This is a genomic window from Amycolatopsis halotolerans (assembly GCF_042647905.1).
In the GTDB taxonomy this organism is placed as follows: domain Bacteria; phylum Actinomycetota; class Actinomycetes; order Mycobacteriales; family Pseudonocardiaceae; genus Amycolatopsis; species Amycolatopsis halotolerans.
This window is the reverse complement of record NZ_JBHRWI010000002.1, coordinates 36,848-54,902: the sequence shown is the minus strand read 5'-3', so window position 1 is coordinate 54,902 and position 18,055 is coordinate 36,848. Positions and strand designations below refer to the sequence as shown.

19 protein-coding genes are annotated in these 18,055 nt (G+C 68.5%); 8 read left to right on the top strand and 11 right to left on the bottom strand.

The annotated features are described in order from the left end of the window. Positions 1 to 3: 3 nt before the first annotated feature. Complete coding sequence (locus ACFORO_RS00985; RefSeq protein ID WP_377873964.1) at positions 4 to 279, bottom strand: hypothetical protein; 276 nt, start codon at positions 277 to 279, stop codon at positions 4 to 6. 157 nt (positions 280 to 436) lie between these two features. Between ACFORO_RS00985 and ACFORO_RS00980 the strand changes: the two genes are divergently transcribed. Next, positions 437 to 1,669, top strand: a complete 1,233-nt coding sequence (locus ACFORO_RS00980; RefSeq protein WP_377873963.1) for an NADH:flavin oxidoreductase — start codon at positions 437 to 439, stop codon at positions 1,667 to 1,669. A gap of 4 nt (positions 1,670 to 1,673) precedes the next feature. On the opposite strand, the gene ACFORO_RS00975 is transcribed toward ACFORO_RS00980, so the two are convergent. Beyond that, positions 1,674 to 2,714 carry an NAD(P)-dependent alcohol dehydrogenase gene (locus tag ACFORO_RS00975; protein WP_377873962.1) on the bottom strand — a complete coding sequence of 347 codons (1,041 nt, stop codon included), beginning with the start codon at positions 2,712 to 2,714 and terminating at the stop codon, positions 1,674 to 1,676. Between the two features lie 98 nt (positions 2,715 to 2,812). On the opposite strand from ACFORO_RS00975, the gene ACFORO_RS00970 reads away from it, so the two are divergent. Beyond that, on the top strand, positions 2,813 to 3,400 hold the full coding sequence (locus ACFORO_RS00970; protein WP_377873961.1) for a TetR family transcriptional regulator: 588 nt from the start codon (positions 2,813 to 2,815) through the stop codon (positions 3,398 to 3,400). Between the two features lie 18 nt (positions 3,401 to 3,418). Here the strand turns inward: ACFORO_RS00970 and ACFORO_RS00965 are convergent, their stop codons facing one another. Next, positions 3,419 to 4,243, bottom strand: coding sequence for an SDR family NAD(P)-dependent oxidoreductase (locus ACFORO_RS00965; protein ID WP_377873960.1), 825 nt, complete (start codon positions 4,241 to 4,243; stop codon positions 3,419 to 3,421). Between the two features lie 69 nt (positions 4,244 to 4,312). On the opposite strand from ACFORO_RS00965, the gene ACFORO_RS00960 reads away from it, so the two are divergent. Together ACFORO_RS00960 and ACFORO_RS00955 are read left to right on the top strand one after the other, a co-directional pair. Beyond that, a complete protein-coding gene (locus tag ACFORO_RS00960; protein WP_377873959.1) occupies positions 4,313 to 5,083 on the top strand; it encodes an SDR family oxidoreductase in 771 nt (256 codons plus the stop codon). A gap of 13 nt (positions 5,084 to 5,096) precedes the next feature. Then, entirely contained in the window at positions 5,097 to 6,302 is a 1,206-nt protein-coding gene (locus tag ACFORO_RS00955; protein ID WP_377873958.1) for an acetyl-CoA C-acetyltransferase, read from the top strand. Between the two features lie 71 nt (positions 6,303 to 6,373). Here ACFORO_RS00955 and ACFORO_RS00950 read toward each other — a convergent pair whose 3' ends face one another. After that, complete coding sequence (locus tag ACFORO_RS00950; RefSeq protein ID WP_377873957.1) at positions 6,374 to 7,939, bottom strand: AMP-binding protein; 1,566 nt, start codon at positions 7,937 to 7,939, stop codon at positions 6,374 to 6,376. A 73-nt stretch (positions 7,940 to 8,012) separates the two neighbouring features. On the opposite strand from ACFORO_RS00950, the gene ACFORO_RS00945 reads away from it, so the two are divergent. After that, positions 8,013 to 8,624, top strand: coding sequence for a TetR/AcrR family transcriptional regulator (locus tag ACFORO_RS00945; RefSeq protein ID WP_354746328.1), 612 nt, complete (start codon positions 8,013 to 8,015; stop codon positions 8,622 to 8,624). A 5-nt stretch (positions 8,625 to 8,629) separates the two neighbouring features. Here ACFORO_RS00945 and ACFORO_RS00940 read toward each other — a convergent pair whose 3' ends face one another. Genes ACFORO_RS00940 through ACFORO_RS00910 form a run of 7 tightly spaced genes read right to left on the bottom strand, consistent with a single transcriptional unit; the run spans position 8,630 to position 14,779 of the window. Next, the gene (locus ACFORO_RS00940) at positions 8,630 to 9,400 is read right to left on the bottom strand and encodes a CoA-transferase subunit beta (protein ID WP_377873956.1); all 771 of its coding nucleotides are present in this window, start codon (positions 9,398 to 9,400) and stop codon (positions 8,630 to 8,632) included. Then, positions 9,397 to 10,269, bottom strand: coding sequence for a CoA transferase subunit A (locus ACFORO_RS00935; protein WP_377873955.1), 873 nt, complete (start codon positions 10,267 to 10,269; stop codon positions 9,397 to 9,399). Before ACFORO_RS00935 ends, ACFORO_RS00940 begins: the two co-directional genes overlap by 4 nt. 23 nt (positions 10,270 to 10,292) lie before the next feature. Further along, on the bottom strand, positions 10,293 to 10,724 hold the full coding sequence (locus ACFORO_RS00930) for a VOC family protein (protein ID WP_377873954.1): 432 nt from the start codon (positions 10,722 to 10,724) through the stop codon (positions 10,293 to 10,295). Continuing rightward, positions 10,721 to 11,779, bottom strand: coding sequence for an acyl-CoA dehydrogenase family protein (locus ACFORO_RS00925; protein WP_377873953.1), 1,059 nt, complete (start codon positions 11,777 to 11,779; stop codon positions 10,721 to 10,723). The genes ACFORO_RS00930 and ACFORO_RS00925 overlap by 4 nt, the downstream gene beginning before the upstream one ends. Further along, positions 11,779 to 12,732 carry an acyl-CoA dehydrogenase family protein gene (locus ACFORO_RS00920; RefSeq protein ID WP_377873952.1) on the bottom strand — a complete coding sequence of 318 codons (954 nt, stop codon included), beginning with the start codon at positions 12,730 to 12,732 and terminating at the stop codon, positions 11,779 to 11,781. Before ACFORO_RS00920 ends, ACFORO_RS00925 begins: the two co-directional genes overlap by 1 nt. Beyond that, entirely contained in the window at positions 12,729 to 13,904 is a 1,176-nt protein-coding gene (locus tag ACFORO_RS00915; RefSeq protein ID WP_377873951.1) for an acyl-CoA dehydrogenase family protein, read from the bottom strand. The genes ACFORO_RS00920 and ACFORO_RS00915 overlap by 4 nt, the downstream gene beginning before the upstream one ends. Next, positions 13,901 to 14,779 (bottom strand): enoyl-CoA hydratase, encoded by an 879-nt coding sequence (locus ACFORO_RS00910; RefSeq protein ID WP_037812239.1) that lies wholly within the window; start codon positions 14,777 to 14,779, stop codon positions 13,901 to 13,903. The genes ACFORO_RS00915 and ACFORO_RS00910 overlap by 4 nt, the downstream gene beginning before the upstream one ends. A 96-nt stretch (positions 14,780 to 14,875) precedes the next feature. On the opposite strand from ACFORO_RS00910, the gene ACFORO_RS00905 reads away from it, so the two are divergent. Genes ACFORO_RS00905 through ACFORO_RS00895 form a run of 3 tightly spaced genes read left to right on the top strand, consistent with a single transcriptional unit; the run spans position 14,876 to position 18,020 of the window. Then, the gene (locus ACFORO_RS00905; RefSeq protein WP_377873950.1) at positions 14,876 to 16,054 is read left to right on the top strand and encodes an acyl-CoA dehydrogenase family protein; all 1,179 of its coding nucleotides are present in this window, start codon (positions 14,876 to 14,878) and stop codon (positions 16,052 to 16,054) included. Next, complete coding sequence (locus ACFORO_RS00900) at positions 16,051 to 16,851, top strand: SDR family oxidoreductase (protein WP_377873949.1); 801 nt, start codon at positions 16,051 to 16,053, stop codon at positions 16,849 to 16,851. The genes ACFORO_RS00905 and ACFORO_RS00900 overlap by 4 nt, the downstream gene beginning before the upstream one ends. Positions 16,852 to 16,868: 17 nt before the next feature. Further along, positions 16,869 to 18,020 (top strand): acetyl-CoA C-acetyltransferase, encoded by a 1,152-nt coding sequence (locus ACFORO_RS00895; protein ID WP_377873948.1) that lies wholly within the window; start codon positions 16,869 to 16,871, stop codon positions 18,018 to 18,020. Positions 18,021 to 18,055 lie beyond the last annotated feature (35 nt).

The following is an 18,055-nucleotide window of genomic DNA, read 5'->3' as shown; positions in this document are numbered from 1 at the left end:
TCGTCAGTTGCGGACGATGGCCGATCCGCTGCCCGACAGGTTGGACATGATGACCAGGACCCCGATCAAGGTCAGGATCGCCCACATCACGACCACGGTGGTCACGATCAACGCGTGCCGCCGGATAGCCGCGAGCTGGCCGAGGATTTCCAGGTTGATCCTGTTCGCGTAGTCCGTCGGCCCGTCCGTCTCGGACGCTGCTTTGAGCCGCGCGGCGACTGCTTCGGGATTGGTAAAGGCGTTCGCGTGATAGCGAGGACGGGGCTTGAGTTCAGGCACAGTTGTTTCTCCTCCGGCTAAACACGGATAGACGCACAGGAATCGTCGAGCCAGGCCGTCGCGTTACCGCGCCGATGAATTCCCCGCCGATCGGCGAGGCTCCCGGTCACCGAGATCGCCGGAGCGGGCCCACCCCTCCGTTTCCTACCGTGACAAGGTGACTTCCACGACCCCCACCCCGCCCGATCCGCTGGCCCCCGCGCGGCTCGGGCCGGTGCAGTTGCGCAATCGCGTCGTCAAGGCGGCTACTTACGAGGGGCTCAGCCACCACGGCCGGGTCACTCGGGATTTGGTCGATTTCCACGTCGGCTACGCGAAGGGCGGCGTCGGGATGACGACGGTCGCCTATTGTGCGGTCGCGAAGGAAGGCCGCACCGACCGGCATCAGATTTACTGGGCCGACGAAGCCCTGCCCGGACTGCGCGTGCTCACCGACGCCGTGCACGCCGAGGGCGCGGCGATCTCGGCGCAGATCGGGCACGGCGGACCGGTCGCGAATCCGAAGGGCAACGGGCTGCCCGCGCTCGCGCCGAGCCGGTATTTCCACAAAACGACGCTCAGTTTCGCGCAGGAAATCGACCACGCCGGCATCGAAAGCGTCAAACGCGCCCACGCCGACGCGGCCCTGCGCGCCATCGAATGCGGGTTCGACGCCATCGAAGTCCACTTAGGACACAACTATCTGATCAGCTCCTTCCTGAGCCCCAAACTCAACCACCGCACCGACGAATACGGCGGCTCGCTGGAAAACCGGGCTCGGCTCGCGCGCGACACGATGCGCGCGGTGCGTGATGCGGTCGGCGACCGCATCGCGGTGATCGTCAAAATGAACATGGACGACGGTGCGCCCGGCGGCTTTTGGCTCGACGAGGCGATCCCGGTAACGCAATGGCTCGAAGCCGACGGCACCTGCGACGCCCTCGAAATGACCGAGGGTTCGTCGCTGCTGAACCCGATGTATCTCTTCAAGGGCGACGCGCCGGTCCGCGAGTTCGCGGCAGTGATGCCGCAGCCGTTGAAGCTGGGTGTGCAGGCGGTGGGGAAGCATTTCATCCGCGAATATCCTTACCGGGACGCGTTTCTGCTCGAGGACGCGCGGCAGATCCGGGCCGCGGTGAAGCTGCCGATGGTGCTGCTCGGCGGGATCACCGACCGCGCGTCGATGGAGTTGGCGATGCGGGAGGGATTCCAGTACGTCGCGATGGGCCGGGCTTTGCTGCGCGAGCCGGATTTGGTCAACCGGATCGCGGCTGAGCCGGAGACGCCGTCGTTGTGCATTCACTGCAACAAATGCATGCCGACGAACTTCACCGGGACGCGCTGTGTGCTGGTGGACCGGACCACGACTCGAGGTGCGGATTGGGGACAGCCCGCGGGTTACGTGGGCTGAGCCCTCAGCGGTTCTGCGGCAGATCCGACAGGTCCAGCACGAACCGGTACCGGACGTCGCTGCGTTCCAACCGGTCGAGGGCTTCGTTGACGCGCGCCGACGGGAGGAGTTCGATGTCGGCGGCGATGCCGTGCTGGGCGCAGAACTCCAGCAGGGCGGCGGTCGCGGGACGGCCGCCGCTGCCCGCGGAGCTGAGTTTCTTGCGTCCTGCCAACAGATCGATGGCCTGCACGGTGACCGAGCCGAGATGTCCGACGTGGCTCAGGGTTCCGTCGAGGGCGACGAGCTTGAGGTAGGGCGCGACGTCGTGCGGGACGGCGATGGTGTCGATGACGACGTCGAACCGGTCCCGAGCCGCGGCCATCTGGCGCTCGTCGGTCGAGACGATCAGATCGTGGCCGCCCAGCCGGCGGGCGTCGTCGGCTTTGTCGGCGGACCGGCTGATGACCGTGGTGTCGGCCCCGAGCGCGACGGCGAGTTTGACCGCGAGGTGCCCGAGTCCGCCGAGCCCGGCCACGGCGACCCGGGTGCCCGGTCCGACGCCGAGGGCTCGCAGCGGTTCCCAGACGGTGATTCCCGCGCACAGCAGGGGAGCGGCGGCCGCGGGGTCGAGCCCGGCGGGGAGCGGGTAGGCGAATTCGTCGCGGACGATGTACTCGCGGGAGAAGGCCCCCAGCGTGGTGGTCCCGTCGCGGCGGTCCGTGCCGCCGTAGGTCAGGGTGGGGAACTCGTGACAGAAGTTTTCCTGTCCTGCCTCGCACATCGCGCACGTGCCGCAGGAGTCGACGATGTTGCCGACCGCGACCTGGTCGCCGATGGCGAATCGGGTGACCTCGTGCCCGATCTCGGTGACCACGCCGGTGAACTCGTGGCCGGGCACCAAAGGCGCTTCGCCGGTGTGGGTGCGGACGGCGTGCAGATCGGTATGGCAGACGCCGCAGTAGTCCACGCGAACGGCGACGTCGTCGGCCCGTAGTTCTCGACGCCGCAACGAGGTCCGCCGTAATCCGGCGCGGTCGGCTTGCCAGCCCGGAGTGCTCCGCATGCTCGCCCCTCAAACAAACAGACTGTTCGGTCTATTGCCACGGTAGCGGCCGCGCGCCGATTCGGCAAACAGACTGGTCTGTTGTTATCGTGCCCGGCATGGCCGACAAGCCCCTGACCTCGCGCGGAGCCGCCACCCGGCAGCGCATCCTGGACGTGGCGACCGGGGAGTTCGCCGAGCACGGGATCGCCGGGGCGCGCGTCGACCGCATCGTGGCCGCCGCCCGCACCAACAAGGCGCAGCTCTACGGCTACTTCGGCAGCAAGGAAGGGCTGTTCGACGCCATTTTCTCCGCCTCGCTGGAGCGGATCGTGACCGTCGTGCCGATCGACGCCGCCGACCTCGCCGGCTGGGCCGTCCGCCTCTACGACGAGTACCTCCGCCGCCCCGACCTCATCCGGCTGGCCACCTGGGAGCGCCTGGAGCGCCGCCCGGCCGGACACCTCGTCGACGACAGCGCCCGCCTCGACGACGCCAAACTGCGCGCCATCGCCGACGCGCAAGCCGCGGGCATCGTCCGGGAAGGAGACCCGTTCGACCTGATGGCCATGGTCATCGCGATGTCGATGGCATGGTCGCCGGTCAGCAACGTTTACGCTGCCAGTGACCAGGAAGCGCCGGAGTCGCACGAGCAGCGCCGGGCTTTGCTTCGTGACAGCGTTCAGCGCGTGATCGCGCCCGGCTGAGCGAGCCCACCGCCCTGCTCACGTTTCCCGCGGAAAGTTCGTGAACCCCTTCCGATTGCTCCGCAAGTACCACCCCGAAGCCGCGAGCGTCCCGCCATCCACCGGAATCGTGTGGCCGGTGACGTAAGAAGCCGCGTCCGTCGTCAGGAATTCGATCACCTTCGCGTATTCGTCCACGTGCCCGAACCGCCCCAAAGGCACCGACGTCTCGATCTTCGACGGATCGTTGTCGCGCAACATGGCGGCAGCGGGAGTCTGCTGGCTGTCCGCGAGATCCGGCGCGATCGCGTTCACCCGGACGCCATGCCGCCCCACGTCGACGGCCAGGCTCTTCGTGAAAGCCGAAACCCCGGCGTTGTAAGCGGAATACACCGCATGCCCGGGGATGCCACGAAACGCTTCCACTGTCGAATTGTTCACGATGGCACCCGCGCCGTGCGAGATCATGTGCGGCAGCACCCGGTGCGTGAGCTTGAAGACGTGCAGCAGGTTCAGTTCGTGCAACCGCGCCCATTGCTCGGGCGTGCTGTGCAGGAAATCCCGGGAAGCGGGCCGGAAATCGCCGACATTGTTGACCAGGACGTCGATCCGGCCGTCGCCCAAGCGCAGCGCGGCAGCGGTAACCGCCTCGACCACCTCGTCCGCGACGATGTCGCCGATGACCGTTTCGCACACGCCGCCAGCCGCCTCGATCGCGGCACGCTTGTCGGCGGCGGCAGCGGGATCGATGTCGTTCAGCACGACCAGGTCCCCGCGCGCGGCGAGGCGGCGGCTGGTCGCCCCGCCGATCCCCAGCGCGCCGCCGGTGACGATGCTGACTCGCCGGATTGCTTCCTGTGGCATGGAAAACCTCCTCGTCCTCAACCTAGCATTTGTTTGGTAGGCTGAGCGCTCCCGGCGAGAAGGAGCAGCATGCCTGTCAGCTTCGACCTGACCGATCGCGTCGTCCTCGTCACCGGCGGGGCGCGCGGAGTCGGCGACGGCATCGTGGCGACGTTCCTCGAAGCGGGTGCCGAGGTCGAGATCTGCGGCCGTACCGAACCCGCGAAGCTGCGCGAGGTCGACGGCCGTCAGCCGCGGTTCACGCAGGTCGACGTGCGCGAGCCGGAGCAGGTCCAGAAGTGGCTTGAGGAGATCGGCGAGCGGCACGGGCGGCTTGACGTCGTCGTCAACAACGCTGGTGGCGCACCGTTCGCGCAGTTTGCTGAGGCCTCGCCGCGATTCCACCGCAAGATCAACGATCTCAACTTCCTCGCCGCGGCATACGTGCTGCACGCGGCACATCCGATCCTGCGCGAGACGCCCGGGGCGTCGGCGGTGAACGTCACGTCGATCTCGGCGCGGCGGCCCAGCCCGGGCACCGCGGTCTACGGCGCGGCGAAGGCGGCGCTGGAGAGTCTTACGACCAGTCTGGCCGTGGAGTGGGCGCCGCGGGTGCGGGTCAACGCGGTCAGTTGCGGATTGGTCGAGACGCCGGGTTCCGAGGACCACTACGGCGATCCGGCGCAGCGCGACGCGGTCGCCCGGACAATCCCGCGCGGACAGTTCGCGTCGCCGGCCGAGGTCGGCCAAGCCTGTCTGCTGCTTGCCTCACCGCTCGCGAGCCATGTCAGCGGAGCGGTGCTCAATGTGGACGGAGGCGGCGAATGGCCCGCTTTCCTCCAGCACACCCCGAACGCCTGAGGAGGACCTTGCTGTGCCCGAAGCCGTGATCGTCTCCGCCGCCCGCTCGCCGATCGGGCGGGCGTACAAGGGCTCGCTGAAAGACCTGCGCCCGGACGACCTCGCCGCGCAGATGGTCGAAGCCGCGCTGGCGGCGGTCCCGGAGGTCGGCCGGATCGACGACCTGATGCTCGGCTGCGCGCAACCGGCCGGGGAACAGGCGTACAACCTGGGCCGGATGGTCGCGCTGCGGCTCGGCCTCGACGCGGTGCCCGGCACGACTGTGCACCGGTATTGCGCGTCTTCGCTGCAAACCACGCGGATGGCGATGCACGCTATTCGCGCGGGCGAGGGCGACGTGTTCGTCTCGGCGGGCGTCGAGTGTGTTTCCCGGTTCTCCCAAGGGAAAGCCGACGGCATGCCGGACACGAAGAACCCGTTGTACGCCGACGCGATGGCCGTGACCGAGAAGCGCGCGGGCGGCGGTCTGCAGTGGACAGACCCGCGGAAAGACGGTGCGCTGCCGGACGTTTACATCGCGATGGGCGAGACCGCGGAGAACGTCGCTGACCATTGTGGAGTGTCCCGAGAGGACCAGGACGCGTTCGCCGTGCGCAGCCAAAACCTCGCCGAAGCGGCGGGGGCGTTCTGGCAGAAGGACATTACGCCGGTGACCTTGCCGGACGGCACGGTGGTGTCCGCCGACGACGGTCCGCGCGCGGGCGTGACGCTGGAGAAGGTATCTCAGCTCAAGCCGGTGTTCCGTCCGGACGGGACGGTCACCGCGGCAAACTGCTGCCCGCTCAACGACGGTGCGGCCGCGCTCGTGGTGATGAGCGACGTCCGGGCGCGCGAGCTGGGCATCCAGCCGCTGGCGCGGATCGTCGCCACCGGGGTGTCCGCGTTGAGCCCCGAGATCATGGGGCTCGGGCCGGTCGAAGCGAGCCGGCAGGCGCTGGGCCGGGCCGGACTGTCCGTCAAGGACATCGACCTGGTCGAGATGAACGAAGCGTTCGCCGCGCAGGTGCTGCCGTGCGTCGACCAGCTGGGCCTGGACCTCGACCGCGTCAACGTGCACGGCGGGGCGATCGCGCTGGGCCACCCGTTCGGCTCAACGGGCGCGCGGATGGCGACGACGCTGCTGCACGGCCTCCAGGAGCGGGACGCGACCTTCGGCCTGGAGACGATGTGCGCGGCGGGCGGACAGGGCATGGCGATGGTGCTGGAGCGGCTCGCCTGACCACCGGCGGAGCGTGTGTGGCGTTGCCGGTGAGAACCGGCAACGCCACGCACGACCCCGTCCGGCTCACCTCACCCGCCCAGCTCTCGCTTCACGATCTTCCCGCTGGCATTCCTCGGCAGCTCCTCGATCGCCACGAACTCGCGCGGCACCTTGAAATTCGCCAGCCGCTCCCGGCAGTACTCCCGCAGCGCCGCCGGATCCAGCTCGACCCCCGCCCACAGCGTCACGTAAGCGCGGCCCACCGAGCCCATCCGCTCGTCGTCCACGCCGATCACCGCGGCCTCGACGACGTCCGGGTGCGTGCTCAGCACGTTCTCCACCTCGGCCGGGTACACGTTGAACCCGCCGACGGTGAACATGTCCTTCAGCCGCCCGGTGATCTTGACGCAGCCGTGCTCGTCCAACTGTCCGACGTCGCCGGTGTGCAGCCATCCCTCGGCGTCGATCGCCGCCGCGGTCGCGTCCGGGTCGTCGAAATAGCCGAGCATCACGAACTCGCCCCGGATGAGGATTTCGCCGTCGGCGTCGACCGGCACGTCCTTGCCCTCGCCGTCGACCGCCCGGATCTCCAGCCCGGGCACTGCCGGTCCGGTCGTGTGCGCGACGTGCAGCGGGTCCTCATTCGGCCGCGATTGGGTCGCCACGACGCATTCGGTGAGCCCGTACGCCTGCGCGACCTGCTCGAAGCCGAGGATCTCCAGCATGTCCGAGAACAGGTTCTCCGGCACCGAAGCCGCGCCGGCGATCGCGAAGCGCAGCGACGACAGGTCGAATTCGCCACGCCGAGGGTGGTTGATCAACGTGGTGAAGATGGTCGGCGCCCCGGGCAGCACTGAGATCCCGACTCGCTGGACCAGTTCCATCAACGCGACCGGGTCGAAGGTCAGCACCGGGTAGATCGTCGTCCCCGCGGTGATCGCCGCGACCACCCCGGCCTTGTAGCCGAAGGAGTGAAAGAACGGGTTCACGATCGCGTAGTTGTCCGCAGGCGTGAGCGACGCGCCTTTCGCCCATACGTCCGCGACGCCGATCGTCTGCGCGTGCGTGCTCATCACGCCCTTGGGCACGCCGGTGGTGCCCGAGGTGTACAGAATGTCCGCCACCGTGGAAGGCGTCACCGACGATTCATCGACGGCCGAAACCGACTCCGCGCCAGCGAGGAATTCGTTCCACGGCAACGCGACGCCGTCCGAACCGAGGTCGATCACGGTGTGCAGCCGCGGAAGTCCAGGTACCACACCAGAGGAACCCGAACCGGAAGCGGCCTCAGTCAGCATCCCGAGATAGTCATTGCCGAGAAACCCGTTGCACAGCACCAGCACTGAAGCGCCGGACCGCTCCAGCACCACGCGGGCTTCCTCGCCGCGGTACCGGGTGTTGATCGGCACCAGGGCCGCGCCGAGGCACTGCGCGCCCAGGAACGTCAGAATGAACTCGACGCGGTTCGGCGACCACACCGCGACCCGGTCGCCGGAGCGGACGCCGACCGCGGCGAGCGCGCGGGAAACGGTGCGTACCCGCTCCCGCAATCCGGTCCAGGACAGCTGTGTCGTACCGTCGACCACAGCCGGTGCGTCGCCGTGGCGGCGGGCGGCTTCGTCGAGCAGAGCGGGAATCGTGCGAGGCGTCGACACGCGGGTCTCCTCACTGAACAAGTGCTTGTTCGGTAGCATAGGGGAAAGCAGCGGGCAGGAAGGGATCCATGCGATGACTCCGCGAACCGGCCGGGCTCCGGCGAAAAACGGCGGCACCCGGCGCGGAGAGCTGCTGGGCATCGCCGCGCAGCTGTTCGCGACCCGGGGCTACTCCCAGACCACCGTCCGCGACATCGCCGACGAGGCGGGCATCCTTTCGGGGAGCCTGTACCACCATTTCGCGTCCAAAGAGGACATGCTCCGCGAAATCCTCAAGGAGTTCATGGACGACCTGCTGGCCGCGTTCACCGAGATCGCCGGGAAGGACGGCACGCCGCGCGAGCAGTTCGACGCGCTGGTGTACACCGCCTTCGCGACCATTCACGACCGGCCGTTCGCGGTGGCGCTCTACCAGAACGAATCGGCCGTCGTCGGCAGTCTCGCCGATTTCGAATTCGTCGGGAAGACGTCGCTGAAGATCGAAAAACTGTGGCTCAGCGTGCTCCAGGCGGGCCGCGAGACCGGCGAACTCCGCGCCGACCTCGAGGTGAGCCTGGTGTACCGGTTCATCCGGGACACCGTCTGGTCGTCGGTCCGCTGGTACAACCCGCGCGGAAAGCTCCGCCACGACGTCGTGGCGGAGCAGTACCTCGCGATGCTGTACGGCGGGTTGCTCGCCGGCTGAGCGGTTCAGGACCGGGACACCTTGACCTCCCGGTCCCGGGCGCCCTTCGGATCGAGCACGGTGCGGATCAGGTCCAATTCGTGCTCGTCCGGCTCCCGGGACACCCCGGCGCCGCTGAAGTCCAGCTCGAAGCCGGTGTTCTCGCGGACCTCGTCCTCGGTGACGCCCGGGTGCAGCGACCGCACCTTCAGCCGCCCGTCCTCGTCGTAGTCGAGCACCGCCAGGTCGGTCACCACCACGCCGAGGTCGTGGAACCGCAGCGCCGTCGAGGTGTGCGCGCGGGCCCGGTCGTTGCCGACGCCGGACACGATGTCGACCCGGTCCACGAACACCCGGCTCGAATGCCGGCTCACCCAGTAGTCGGTGCGGTGGTTGACCGTGTTGCCCGGCGCGCCGCGCATGCCGATGAGCTGGCGTTTCGGCTTCCGCCAGTCGCCGATCAGCGAGATGTTCTGGTTGCCGAACCGGTCGATCTGGCTCGCGCCCATCATCGAATGCCGCCGCCCGGTGTTGAGGATGTCGAAGATCCGGCCGAACGGGGCCCAGGCCTCGACGGTGCCGCCCGCCGCGGCGGTTTTGCCCAGCGGCGGCGGGTCGGCCATGAAGTGGCATTCGCCGTCGGACAGCACCAGTTCGGGGGAGTGGGTGAGCCGCGCCAGCCGCGCGCTGATCGCCGGGACCGTGCCGACCGCGTGGGCCAGCACCTCGCCGGAGCCGCGCCACGCGTCGGAGCACGCGGCGATGCAGACCTCGGCGCGGGTTGCGGGGGCAGTCATGCGGACTCCTTCTCGGTCGCGCGGTGGAAGGCGCGCACTGCTTCGTGGTAGCTGGCCTCGTCGCCGGTCAGGAAGGTCTCGCGGAACTGCTTCCACGAGACCTCGTCCTGCGCGGACTGCGCGTAATGCCGCTGGAACGCCTCGTCGCGGCCGTAATCCGGGTCGCACGAGGTGAAGTGCGCGCCGTTCGGAGCCTCGATCACGCCGTTCACGAACATCCGGCTGATCAACAGCGACGTCGACCGCTCGGTCGCGGTGAGGTCCTCGGTGTCCACGATCTTCTCGACGCTCAGCAGCGTCTTCTCCGACGCCATCGCGAACAGGTCGTCGAAGTACGGGTCCGGGCCGAGGAACTGGCCGTTGCCGAGGGTGTCGCTGCGGTTGAGGTGCAGCAGCGAGACGTCCGGGCGCACCGCGGGCACCGCGATGTAGACGTCGTCGTCATACGGCGACGCGACGGTCTTCAGCTCCGGGTTCATCAGCAGCACGTCGCTCTCGAGCCCGGAGCGCGTCGGCAGGAACGACAGCCGGTTGGCGCCCGCCCGCAGCGCGGCGACGAACATGCCCTCGTCGTACTCCGTCGTCTCGACTCGGCCTCCCTCGCGCGCGGCGCGGAAATGCGGGTCGAGCGGGATCGTGTCGAGCGAGACGAACCCGTAGATCACCCGGCGCACCTTGCCCGCCGCACACAGCAGCCCGACCTCGGGCCCGCCGAAGGTGACCAGCGTGAGGTCCTCGACGTCGCTGCGCAGCAGTTCGCGCACCATCGCCATCGGCTTGCGCCGCGACCCCCATCCGCCGATCCCGACGGTCATCCCGGACCGGACGTACTCGGTGACGCCGTCCAGGGTCATGGACTTGCCGCCCATTCGTTCCTCCATCTTTTGCTTGCTCAGGCGGGCAGTTGGACCAGTTCGACGCGGACCCGGTCCGGATCGAGCACGTACACCGCGCGGCAGCCCGCCATCGGATGGCTGGTGACGATCGGCTCGGACACCGCCGCGACCCCGCGTCCGCGCAGCCGTTCCAGCGTCGCGTCCAGGTCGTCGACGGTGATCGCGACGTGCGCGGCTCCCGTTTGCCCGTGGTCCGGGTCGATTCGCGTCGGCGACCCGTTTTCGTACTGCAGCAGCTCGACCACCGTGTCGCCGTAGCCGGCCGACACGAAGCTCTGGCGCACGATCACTCCCGGATATCCGGTGACCTCGTCGATCCGCGGACCGCTGCGCTCGAACGGTCCTTCGACGCTGCCGCCGAGCAGATCGCGGTAGAACTCGGTCGACGCGGCGAGGTCGTGCACGGTGATTCCGACGTGGTGGATCATGCGTCGCTCCGAAGCCGTGCCCGGTGTTCGCGGGCGTCGCCGAAGAGGTGCGCCAGCGCGTGCGCTCGTTTGAAGTACAGCTGCGCGTCGTGCTCCCAGGTGATCGCGATTCCGCCGTGCAGCTGGACGGTTTCGGCCGCTACCGCGGTGAAAGCCTCGCTGCACCACGATTTCGCGTACGCCGCGTGCTGGACGAGATCGTCGCCGTTGCTGGCCGCGAACCCGGCCGCCCACGAGATCGAGCGCGCGGTTTCCACCTGCACCAGCATGTCCGCGACCCGGTGTTTCAACGCTTGGAACGAGCCGAGCTGACGGCCGAACTGCTCGCGTTCCTTGAGGTGCGCGACAGTTCGGTCCAAACAGGACTGTGCACCCCCGACTTGCAATGCGGTGCAGGCGATCGCGGCGATGGCGTGCAGCCGGGGGAGCGCTTCGGTGAAGTCTTCCGCGAGCAATGTCGCTGGCGTGTCGCGGAATTCGACCTGGGCGAACCTGAGCGTCTGGTCGACCGCTGGGGTCACCTCAGCCGTCGCGGAAGTCTGGAACAGCGCGGGGCGTCCGTCAGCCATCGCAACCACCAGCAGGTGGGCCGCCTGCGCACCGTCCAGCACCAATGTCGCGGTGCCGTTCAGGGTTCCGTCCGTAGCGACCACGTCCGAACCGTCGGTTCGATGCCGTCCGGCGCGATCCGCCCAGGCCAGCGCGACGACCTCGCCCGCAGCGATCTCGGGGAGCAGCGCAGGTGCGTCAGCGGCCAGTAATGCTTGCGCGGCAAGCACTCCAGACCCCAGCAGCGGTGACGGCGTCAGGCTCGCGCCCAGCTCCTCCAGCACCACGTGCGTTTCGAACAGGCTGAACCCGGCCCCGCCGTGCTCCTCGGGAATGGCCAGCGCCGCGACGCCGATCTGCTCGCACAGTGCGGACCACAGTTCGGTGTCGTATCCGGTCGGCGAGTCGATCGCCGCTCGCAGATCGGTCTTCGCGGCTCGTCGCTGGACCAGCCCGCGGACGGCGGCGGCGAGTTCCCGCTGCTCATCGGTCAGCGCGAAGTGCATCAGCGGCCCCTCATCAGGCTCTCCAGCACCCGCGCGCGGTGCACGGACGGCGTGCCCCAGCAGCCCACGAGCGCCCGGACGCGCAACAGCCACAGACTCAGGTCGCATTCGAGCGTGTAGCCGATCGCGCCGTGCAGCTGCAGTCCGGTGCGTGCGGCGAGCTGGGCCGCGTCCGACGTCGCGATCTTCGCCGCCGAGATCGCCCGGGCGCTGGGCTCGCGGGCCGCGCCGAGCAGCAGGGGGCGGGCGAAATCGAGCGCCACTCGGACGTCTGCGGCAGCGTGCTTGAGCGCTTGGTACTCGCCGATCACGCGGCCGAACTGGCGTCGCTGGCCGAGGTATGCGACGGTGTCCTCCAGCATTCGCTCGCCGCAGCCCAGCAACTCCGCCGCGCAGGCGAGGCTGGCGAGGTCGAGCGCCTCTGCGCGCTTCTCCGGGGCGAGCGGCTGAGCGTCGGCACCGGCGGTGACCTCGAACAGATGCCGGGAAGGATCGACCGACTGCAGCGGGCGGCCGATTTCCGCCCGTGCCAGCGAATCTCCGACCACGAAGACGTCCGTCGCGACATCCGCATCCAGCGCGTACGGAGTGTGCGGCGCGCTCGCGAAGGTCACCACCGCGTCCCCGGACGCCAGCGCGGACAGCAACGAAGCGTCCGTGAGCAGCGCGGGCGCGGCGGCGATGGACTCGATCACCGGACCCGGAACGCCGTGATACCCGAGACGCTCGAAGGCCACGATCAGATCGACCGTGGTCCCGCCGACGCCGCCGTGTTCCTCGTCCACGCCGAGCGCGGTGACGCCCAGTTCGGCCAGCTGCTTCCACAGCTTCAGCCCGGATTCCGGCCGCTTGGCCGCCCAGGACCGGTTGACGCCGGGGACGTCGGCCGCGCCCAGCAGGGCGTCCAGCGCTTCGGCGAACGCGCGCTGTTCGGCGGACAGCCGGAACTTCATGCTTGTGCCTTCCTGCGTTCGCCGCGGGGGAGGCCGAGCAGGCGTTCCGCGACGATGTTGCGCTGGATTTCGTTGGTGCCGGCGTAGATCGGGCCGCCGAGGGCGAACAGGTAGTCCTCCATCCAGCGCCCGTCCGCCGTCGCGCCGGGGCCGAGCAGCTCCTGGTCGGGGCCGAGCAGGTCCAGTGCCGTTTCCTGGATGCCGAGGTCGAGCCCGGTCCAGAAGAGCTTGTTGACGCTGCCCGCCGCGCCGACGTCGCCGCCGTTCTGGACGTGGTCGACGGTGTCCCAGGTGTAGAGCCGGTAGGACTCGGCCTTGATCCAGGCGTCGGCCACGCGGTCGCGCAGGTGCGGGGCTTCGGAGCCGCGCTCGGCCCAGAGGTCGAGCAGCCGGTCCGCCGCCGCGAGGAACCGGCCCGGCGAACGCAGCGACAGGCCGCGTTCGTTGCCTGCCGTGCTCATCGCGACGCGCCAGCCGTCGCCGACGCCGCCGAGGACGTCCTGATCAGGCACGAAGACGTCGTCGAAGAAGATCTCGGCGAACCCGCTGTCGCCGTCGAGCTGCGCGATCGGCCGGACGGTGACGCCGTCGGAGTCGAGCGGGAACAGGAAATACGTGAGGCCGCGGTGCCGTTCGGCTTCCGGGTCGGAGCGGAACAGGCCGAAACCCCAGTCGGCGAACGGGGCGCGGGAGCTCCAGATCTTCTGCCCGCCCAGGACCCAGCCGCCGCGCTCGTCGTCGCGGACGGCGGTGCTGCGGATCCCGGCGAGGTCGCTGCCCGCCTCGGGCTCGGACCAGGCTTGCGCCCAGATCCGGGTGCCGTTGGCGGTCAGCGGCAGGTGTCGCTGGCGCTGATCGTCGGTGCCGTGCTCGAAGATGATCGGGGCCAGCAGCGAGATGCCGTTCTGCGCGATCCGGGTCGGCGCGCCGCTGAGGTAGTACTCCTCCTCGAACAGCACCCACTCGGTCAGCGTCGCGTCGCGGCCGCCGTATTCGGCGGGCCAGGTGACCACCGACCACCGGCCCTCGGCGAGCTTCGCTTCCCACTCGCGGTGCGCGCGGGCGCCGTCTTCGGTGTCCATCGACGGCAGCGGGCCGGGGCTGTTTTCCTGCAACCAGGCACGGGCCTCCGCACGGAACTCCTCTTCCGCGGCGGTGAATTCCGGGCTCATGATTCTCCCGCGGCCTTCTTGTTGGCCTTCGCCATCGACCGCGCGTCGAGCCCGGCGAGCGAATCGGTGTCCAGCTCGGCGTTGTGCGCGTGCGCGGCGTGGTGCAGGCCGAACACCGAGTCCATTCCGGACCGCATGCCCATCAGGTCTTCCGCCTGGTTGACGGCCTTCTTCGTGAGCGCCAGGCCCAGCTGCGGCATCTGCGCGATCCGCTCGGCGATCGCGAATGTCGCCTCTTCGAGCTCGGCGCGCGGCACGACGTGGTTGACCATGCCGAGCGCCTGCGCGCGGTCCGCGCCGAACCGGTCGCCGGTGTAGAGGAACTCCTTCGCCGCGCGCGGGTTCATCACCCACGGATGCGCGAAGTACTCGACGCCCGGGATGCCCATCCGCACGACCGGGTCGGAGAAGAACGCGTCGTCGGAGGCCACGATGAAGTCGCACGACCACGCGAGCATCAGTCCGCCCGCGATGCACGCGCCCTGCACCATCGCGATCACCGGCTTCGGGATCTCCCGCCAGCGCCGGCACATGCCGAGGTAGACCTCGGACTCGCGGGCGAACCGCGAATCGACGCCCGCCCGGTCGGTGTGGTCCCACCAGATGACCGCTTTGCGCTCGAAACTCTGGTCGATGTCGCGCCCCGGGGTGCCGATGTCGTGTCCGGCGCAGAAGTGCTTGCCGTTGCCCGCCAGCACGATCGCCTTGACGTCCGGGTCGTCCACCGCCTTGGTGAAGGCGGCGTCCAGCGCGTAGGTCATCTTCGAGTTCTGGGCGTTGCGGTACTGCGGCCGGTTCAGCGTGACGACCGCGACCGGACCGCGCACCTCGTACGTCACGACCTGCTCGTCGGTGCTTTCTTCGGTTCCGCTCAACGCGCATCACTCCTTCTCGGTTCGGCGGCGATGCTACCAAACAAGTGCTTGGTTTGGTAGCGTGGCGGGACCGGCACCGGCGGACCAGGAGGACGGGTGGATCTTCGCTACACCCCCGAGGACGAGCAGTTCCGCGCCGACGTGCGCGCGTGGCTCGGCGACCACCTCACCGGCGAATTCGCCGCGTTGAAGGGCCTCGGCGGATCCGGGCGCGAGCATGAGGCGCCGGAAGAGCGCCAGGCGTGGAACCAGCACCTGGCTGCGCACGGCTGGACGTGCCTTGGCTGGCCGGTCGAGTACGGCGGGCGCGGGCTGAGCTTGCTGCGGCAGGTGATCTTCCACGAGGAGTACGCCCGGTCGGATGCGCCTGCTCGGGTCAATCACCTTGGCGAGGAGCTGCTCGGGCCGACCTTGATCGCGCATGGCACTGACGAGCAGCGGCGGCGGTTCCTGCCGGGGATCGTCGGGGTCACTGAGCTGTGGTGTCAGGGCTATTCCGAGCCTGGGGCGGGGTCTGACCTGGCCGGGGTGGGCACGCGGGCGCGGCTGGACGGCGGCGAGTGGGTAATCGACGGGCAGAAGATCTGGACGTCGCTCGCTCAGCACGCGCAGTGGTGCTTCGCGGTGGTGCGGACCGAGGCCGGGTCTCGGCGGCACGCTGGGCTGTCGTATCTGCTGGTGCCGATGGATCAGCCCGGGGTCGAGGTCCGGCCGATTCGGCAGCTGACCGGGACCAGTGAGTTCAACGAGGTCTTCTTCGACGGGGCTCGGACATCGGAGTCCCTGGTGGTGGGTGCGCCCGGGGACGGGTGGCGGGTCGCGATGGCGACGCTCGGGTTCGAGCGCGGGGTGTCGACTATCGGGCAGCAGGTCGGGTTCGCCCGGGAGTTGGCGGGGATTGTCGCTACCGCCAAGTCGAACGGGCGTTATGACGATCCGGTTCTGCGGGACCGGTTGGCGCAGGCGTCTGTGGGCCTTGAGGTGTTGCGGGTGCACGCGTTGCGGACGTTGAGCGCGTATGAGGCTGGGTCACAGGGGCCGGAGGCTTCGGTGTCGAAGCTGCTGTGGGCTCGGTGGCATCGGGAGCTCGGGGAGCTGGCGATGGACGTCCGCGGCGGGTCTGCGTTGACTGCCGCCGGTTCTTACGATCTTGACGCGCAGCAGACGCTCTTCTTGTTTAGCCGGGCCGACACGATTTACGGCGGTTCGGACGAAATCCAGCGAAACATTATTGCCGAGCGGGTGCTTGGCTTGCCTAAGGAGCCGCGACCGTGAGTGTCAAACCGGAACAGCCCGCGCCGGACTACGTGCCTGGACATGGGTTGCTTGCTGAGCGCGTCGTTGTGGTGACTGCGGCTGCTGGAGCGGGGATTGGTGCGGCTGTGGCCCGACGGTGCCTTGAAGAGGGGGCTCGGGCAGTCGTTATCGGGGACACGCACGAGCGGCGGCTCGCGGAGGCGGCTTCCAAGCTGGGGGCGGAGTTCGGTGCCGAGCGGGTTGTTTCGGTGGTGTGCGATGTGACCAAGGAGGAGCAGGTCGCTGCTCTGCTTGACGCTGCCGAGCCGTTCGGCGGAGTTGAGGTGATGGTCAACAATGCCGGGCTCGGGGGTACGGCTTCGATCACCGAGATGACCGACGAGCAGTGGTCGTTGGTGCTCGACGTGACTTTGACCGGGACTTTCCGGTGTGTTCGGGCGGCTTCCCGGCGGATGATCGCTCGCGGTACCCGGGGGGTGATCGTCAACAACGCTTCGGTGATCGGCTGGCGGGCGCAGGAGGGTCAGGCGCATTACGCCGCGGCTAAGGCCGGGGTGATGGCGTTGACCCGATCCGCGGCGATGGACTTGGCTCCGTCGGGGATTCGGGTCAATGCCGTGTCGCCCAGTCTGGCGATGCATCCGTTCCTGGAGAAGGTCACCAGTGCTGAACTGTTGACCGAGTTGAAGGGACGCGAGGCGTTCGGGCGGGCTGCCGAGCCCTGGGAAGTCGCCAACGTGATGGTGTTTCTCGCCAGTGCTTATTCGTCTTATCTCACCGGTGAGGTTGTCTCGGTGAGCAGTCAGCATCCCTGATCCTGCTGGAGGATTTCGTGCCTGAGGCATATGTGGTGGACGCGGTTCGCACTCCGGTGGGGCGGCGGGGTGGTTCGCTCGCCGGGATGCATTCGGCTGATCTGGGAGCGCACGCGATCAGTGCGCTGGTTCAGCGGACTGGGATCGACCCGGGTGCGGTCGACGACGTCGTGTTCGGGTGTTGCGACACGATTGGGTCGCAGGCCGGGGATGTCGCTCGGACTGCCTGGTTGGTGGCGGGGCTGCCGGACCAGGTGCCCGGCGTGACCATCGACCGGCAGTGCGGGTCCAGTCAGCAGGCGGTGCACTTCGCGGCGCAGGGCGTGATGTCCGGGACCGCGGATCTGATTGTCGCCGGGGGAGTGCAGAATATGTCTGCTATTCCGATTTCCTCGGCGATGGTGGTGGGGCAGCAGTTCGGGTTCAGTACGCCGTTCGCGGAGTCGCCCGGGTGGGTGGCCCGGTACGGGGATCAAGAGGTTTCGCAGTTTCGGTCTGCGCGGATGATTGCCGAGAAGTGGGGGCTTTCCCGGTCTTCCCTTGAGGAATTCGCTCTGGAGAGCCATCGTCGCGCCTCGGCCGCGATCGATGCTGGCCGGTTCTCGCGGGAGATTTCGCCGGTGGGCGAGTTCTCGGTGGACGAGGGGCCTCGGCGGGATACCTCTCTGGAGAAGATGGCTGGGCTCAAGCCTCTTGAGGAGGGCAGTCCGATCACGGCCGCGGTGGCGTCGCAGATCAGTGACGGGGCTGGGGCTTTGCTGATCGCCTCCGAACGGGCGGTGGCGGAGCACGGGTTGACGCCGCGGGCTCGGGTGCACCACATCAGCGTGTACGGGGCGGATCCGGTGTGGATGTTGACCGCGCCAATTCCGGCTACTCAGCGGGCGCTGGAGAAGACTGGGTTGTCCGTGGACGACATCGATCTGTTCGAGTGCAACGAAGCGTTCGCGCCGGTGGTGCTGGCTTGGATGCAGGAGATCGGTGTGCCGCATGAGAAGGTCAACGTTAATGGCGGCGGGATTGCTTTGGGGCATCCGATCGGGGCTACTGGGGCTCGGTTGATGACGACCCTGCTGCACGAACTGGAGCGGACTGGCGGGCGGTACGGGCTGCAGGTGATGTGCGAGGGTGGCGGGCAGGCGAATGTGACCGTCCTCGAGCGTCTTTAGGCTGCGGTTTCGCTGTGCGCGGCTTGTGCGGTCGG

What these genes read in the sequence shown, in the direction of transcription:
- ACFORO_RS00975 (WP_377873962.1), bottom strand. Translation starts at nt 2,714, where the DNA reads ATGCGGAGCACTCCGGGCTGGCAAGCCGACCGCGCCGGATTACGGCGG.
- ACFORO_RS00970 (WP_377873961.1), top strand. Translation starts at nt 2,813, where the DNA reads ATGGCCGACAAGCCCCTGACCTCGCGCGGAGCCGCCACCCGGCAGCGC.
- ACFORO_RS00965 (WP_377873960.1), bottom strand. Translation starts at nt 4,243, where the DNA reads ATGCCACAGGAAGCAATCCGGCGAGTCAGCATCGTCACCGGCGGCGCG.
- ACFORO_RS00960 (WP_377873959.1), top strand. Translation starts at nt 4,313, where the DNA reads ATGCCTGTCAGCTTCGACCTGACCGATCGCGTCGTCCTCGTCACCGGC.
- ACFORO_RS00945 (WP_354746328.1), top strand. Translation starts at nt 8,013, where the DNA reads ATGACTCCGCGAACCGGCCGGGCTCCGGCGAAAAACGGCGGCACCCGG.
- ACFORO_RS00940 (WP_377873956.1), bottom strand. Translation starts at nt 9,400, where the DNA reads ATGACTGCCCCCGCAACCCGCGCCGAGGTCTGCATCGCCGCGTGCTCC.
- ACFORO_RS00935 (WP_377873955.1), bottom strand. Translation starts at nt 10,269, where the DNA reads ATGGGCGGCAAGTCCATGACCCTGGACGGCGTCACCGAGTACGTCCGG.
- ACFORO_RS00930 (WP_377873954.1), bottom strand. Translation starts at nt 10,724, where the DNA reads ATGATCCACCACGTCGGAATCACCGTGCACGACCTCGCCGCGTCGACC.
- ACFORO_RS00925 (WP_377873953.1), bottom strand. Translation starts at nt 11,779, where the DNA reads ATGCACTTCGCGCTGACCGATGAGCAGCGGGAACTCGCCGCCGCCGTC.
- ACFORO_RS00920 (WP_377873952.1), bottom strand. Translation starts at nt 12,732, where the DNA reads ATGAAGTTCCGGCTGTCCGCCGAACAGCGCGCGTTCGCCGAAGCGCTG.
- ACFORO_RS00915 (WP_377873951.1), bottom strand. Translation starts at nt 13,904, where the DNA reads ATGAGCCCGGAATTCACCGCCGCGGAAGAGGAGTTCCGTGCGGAGGCC.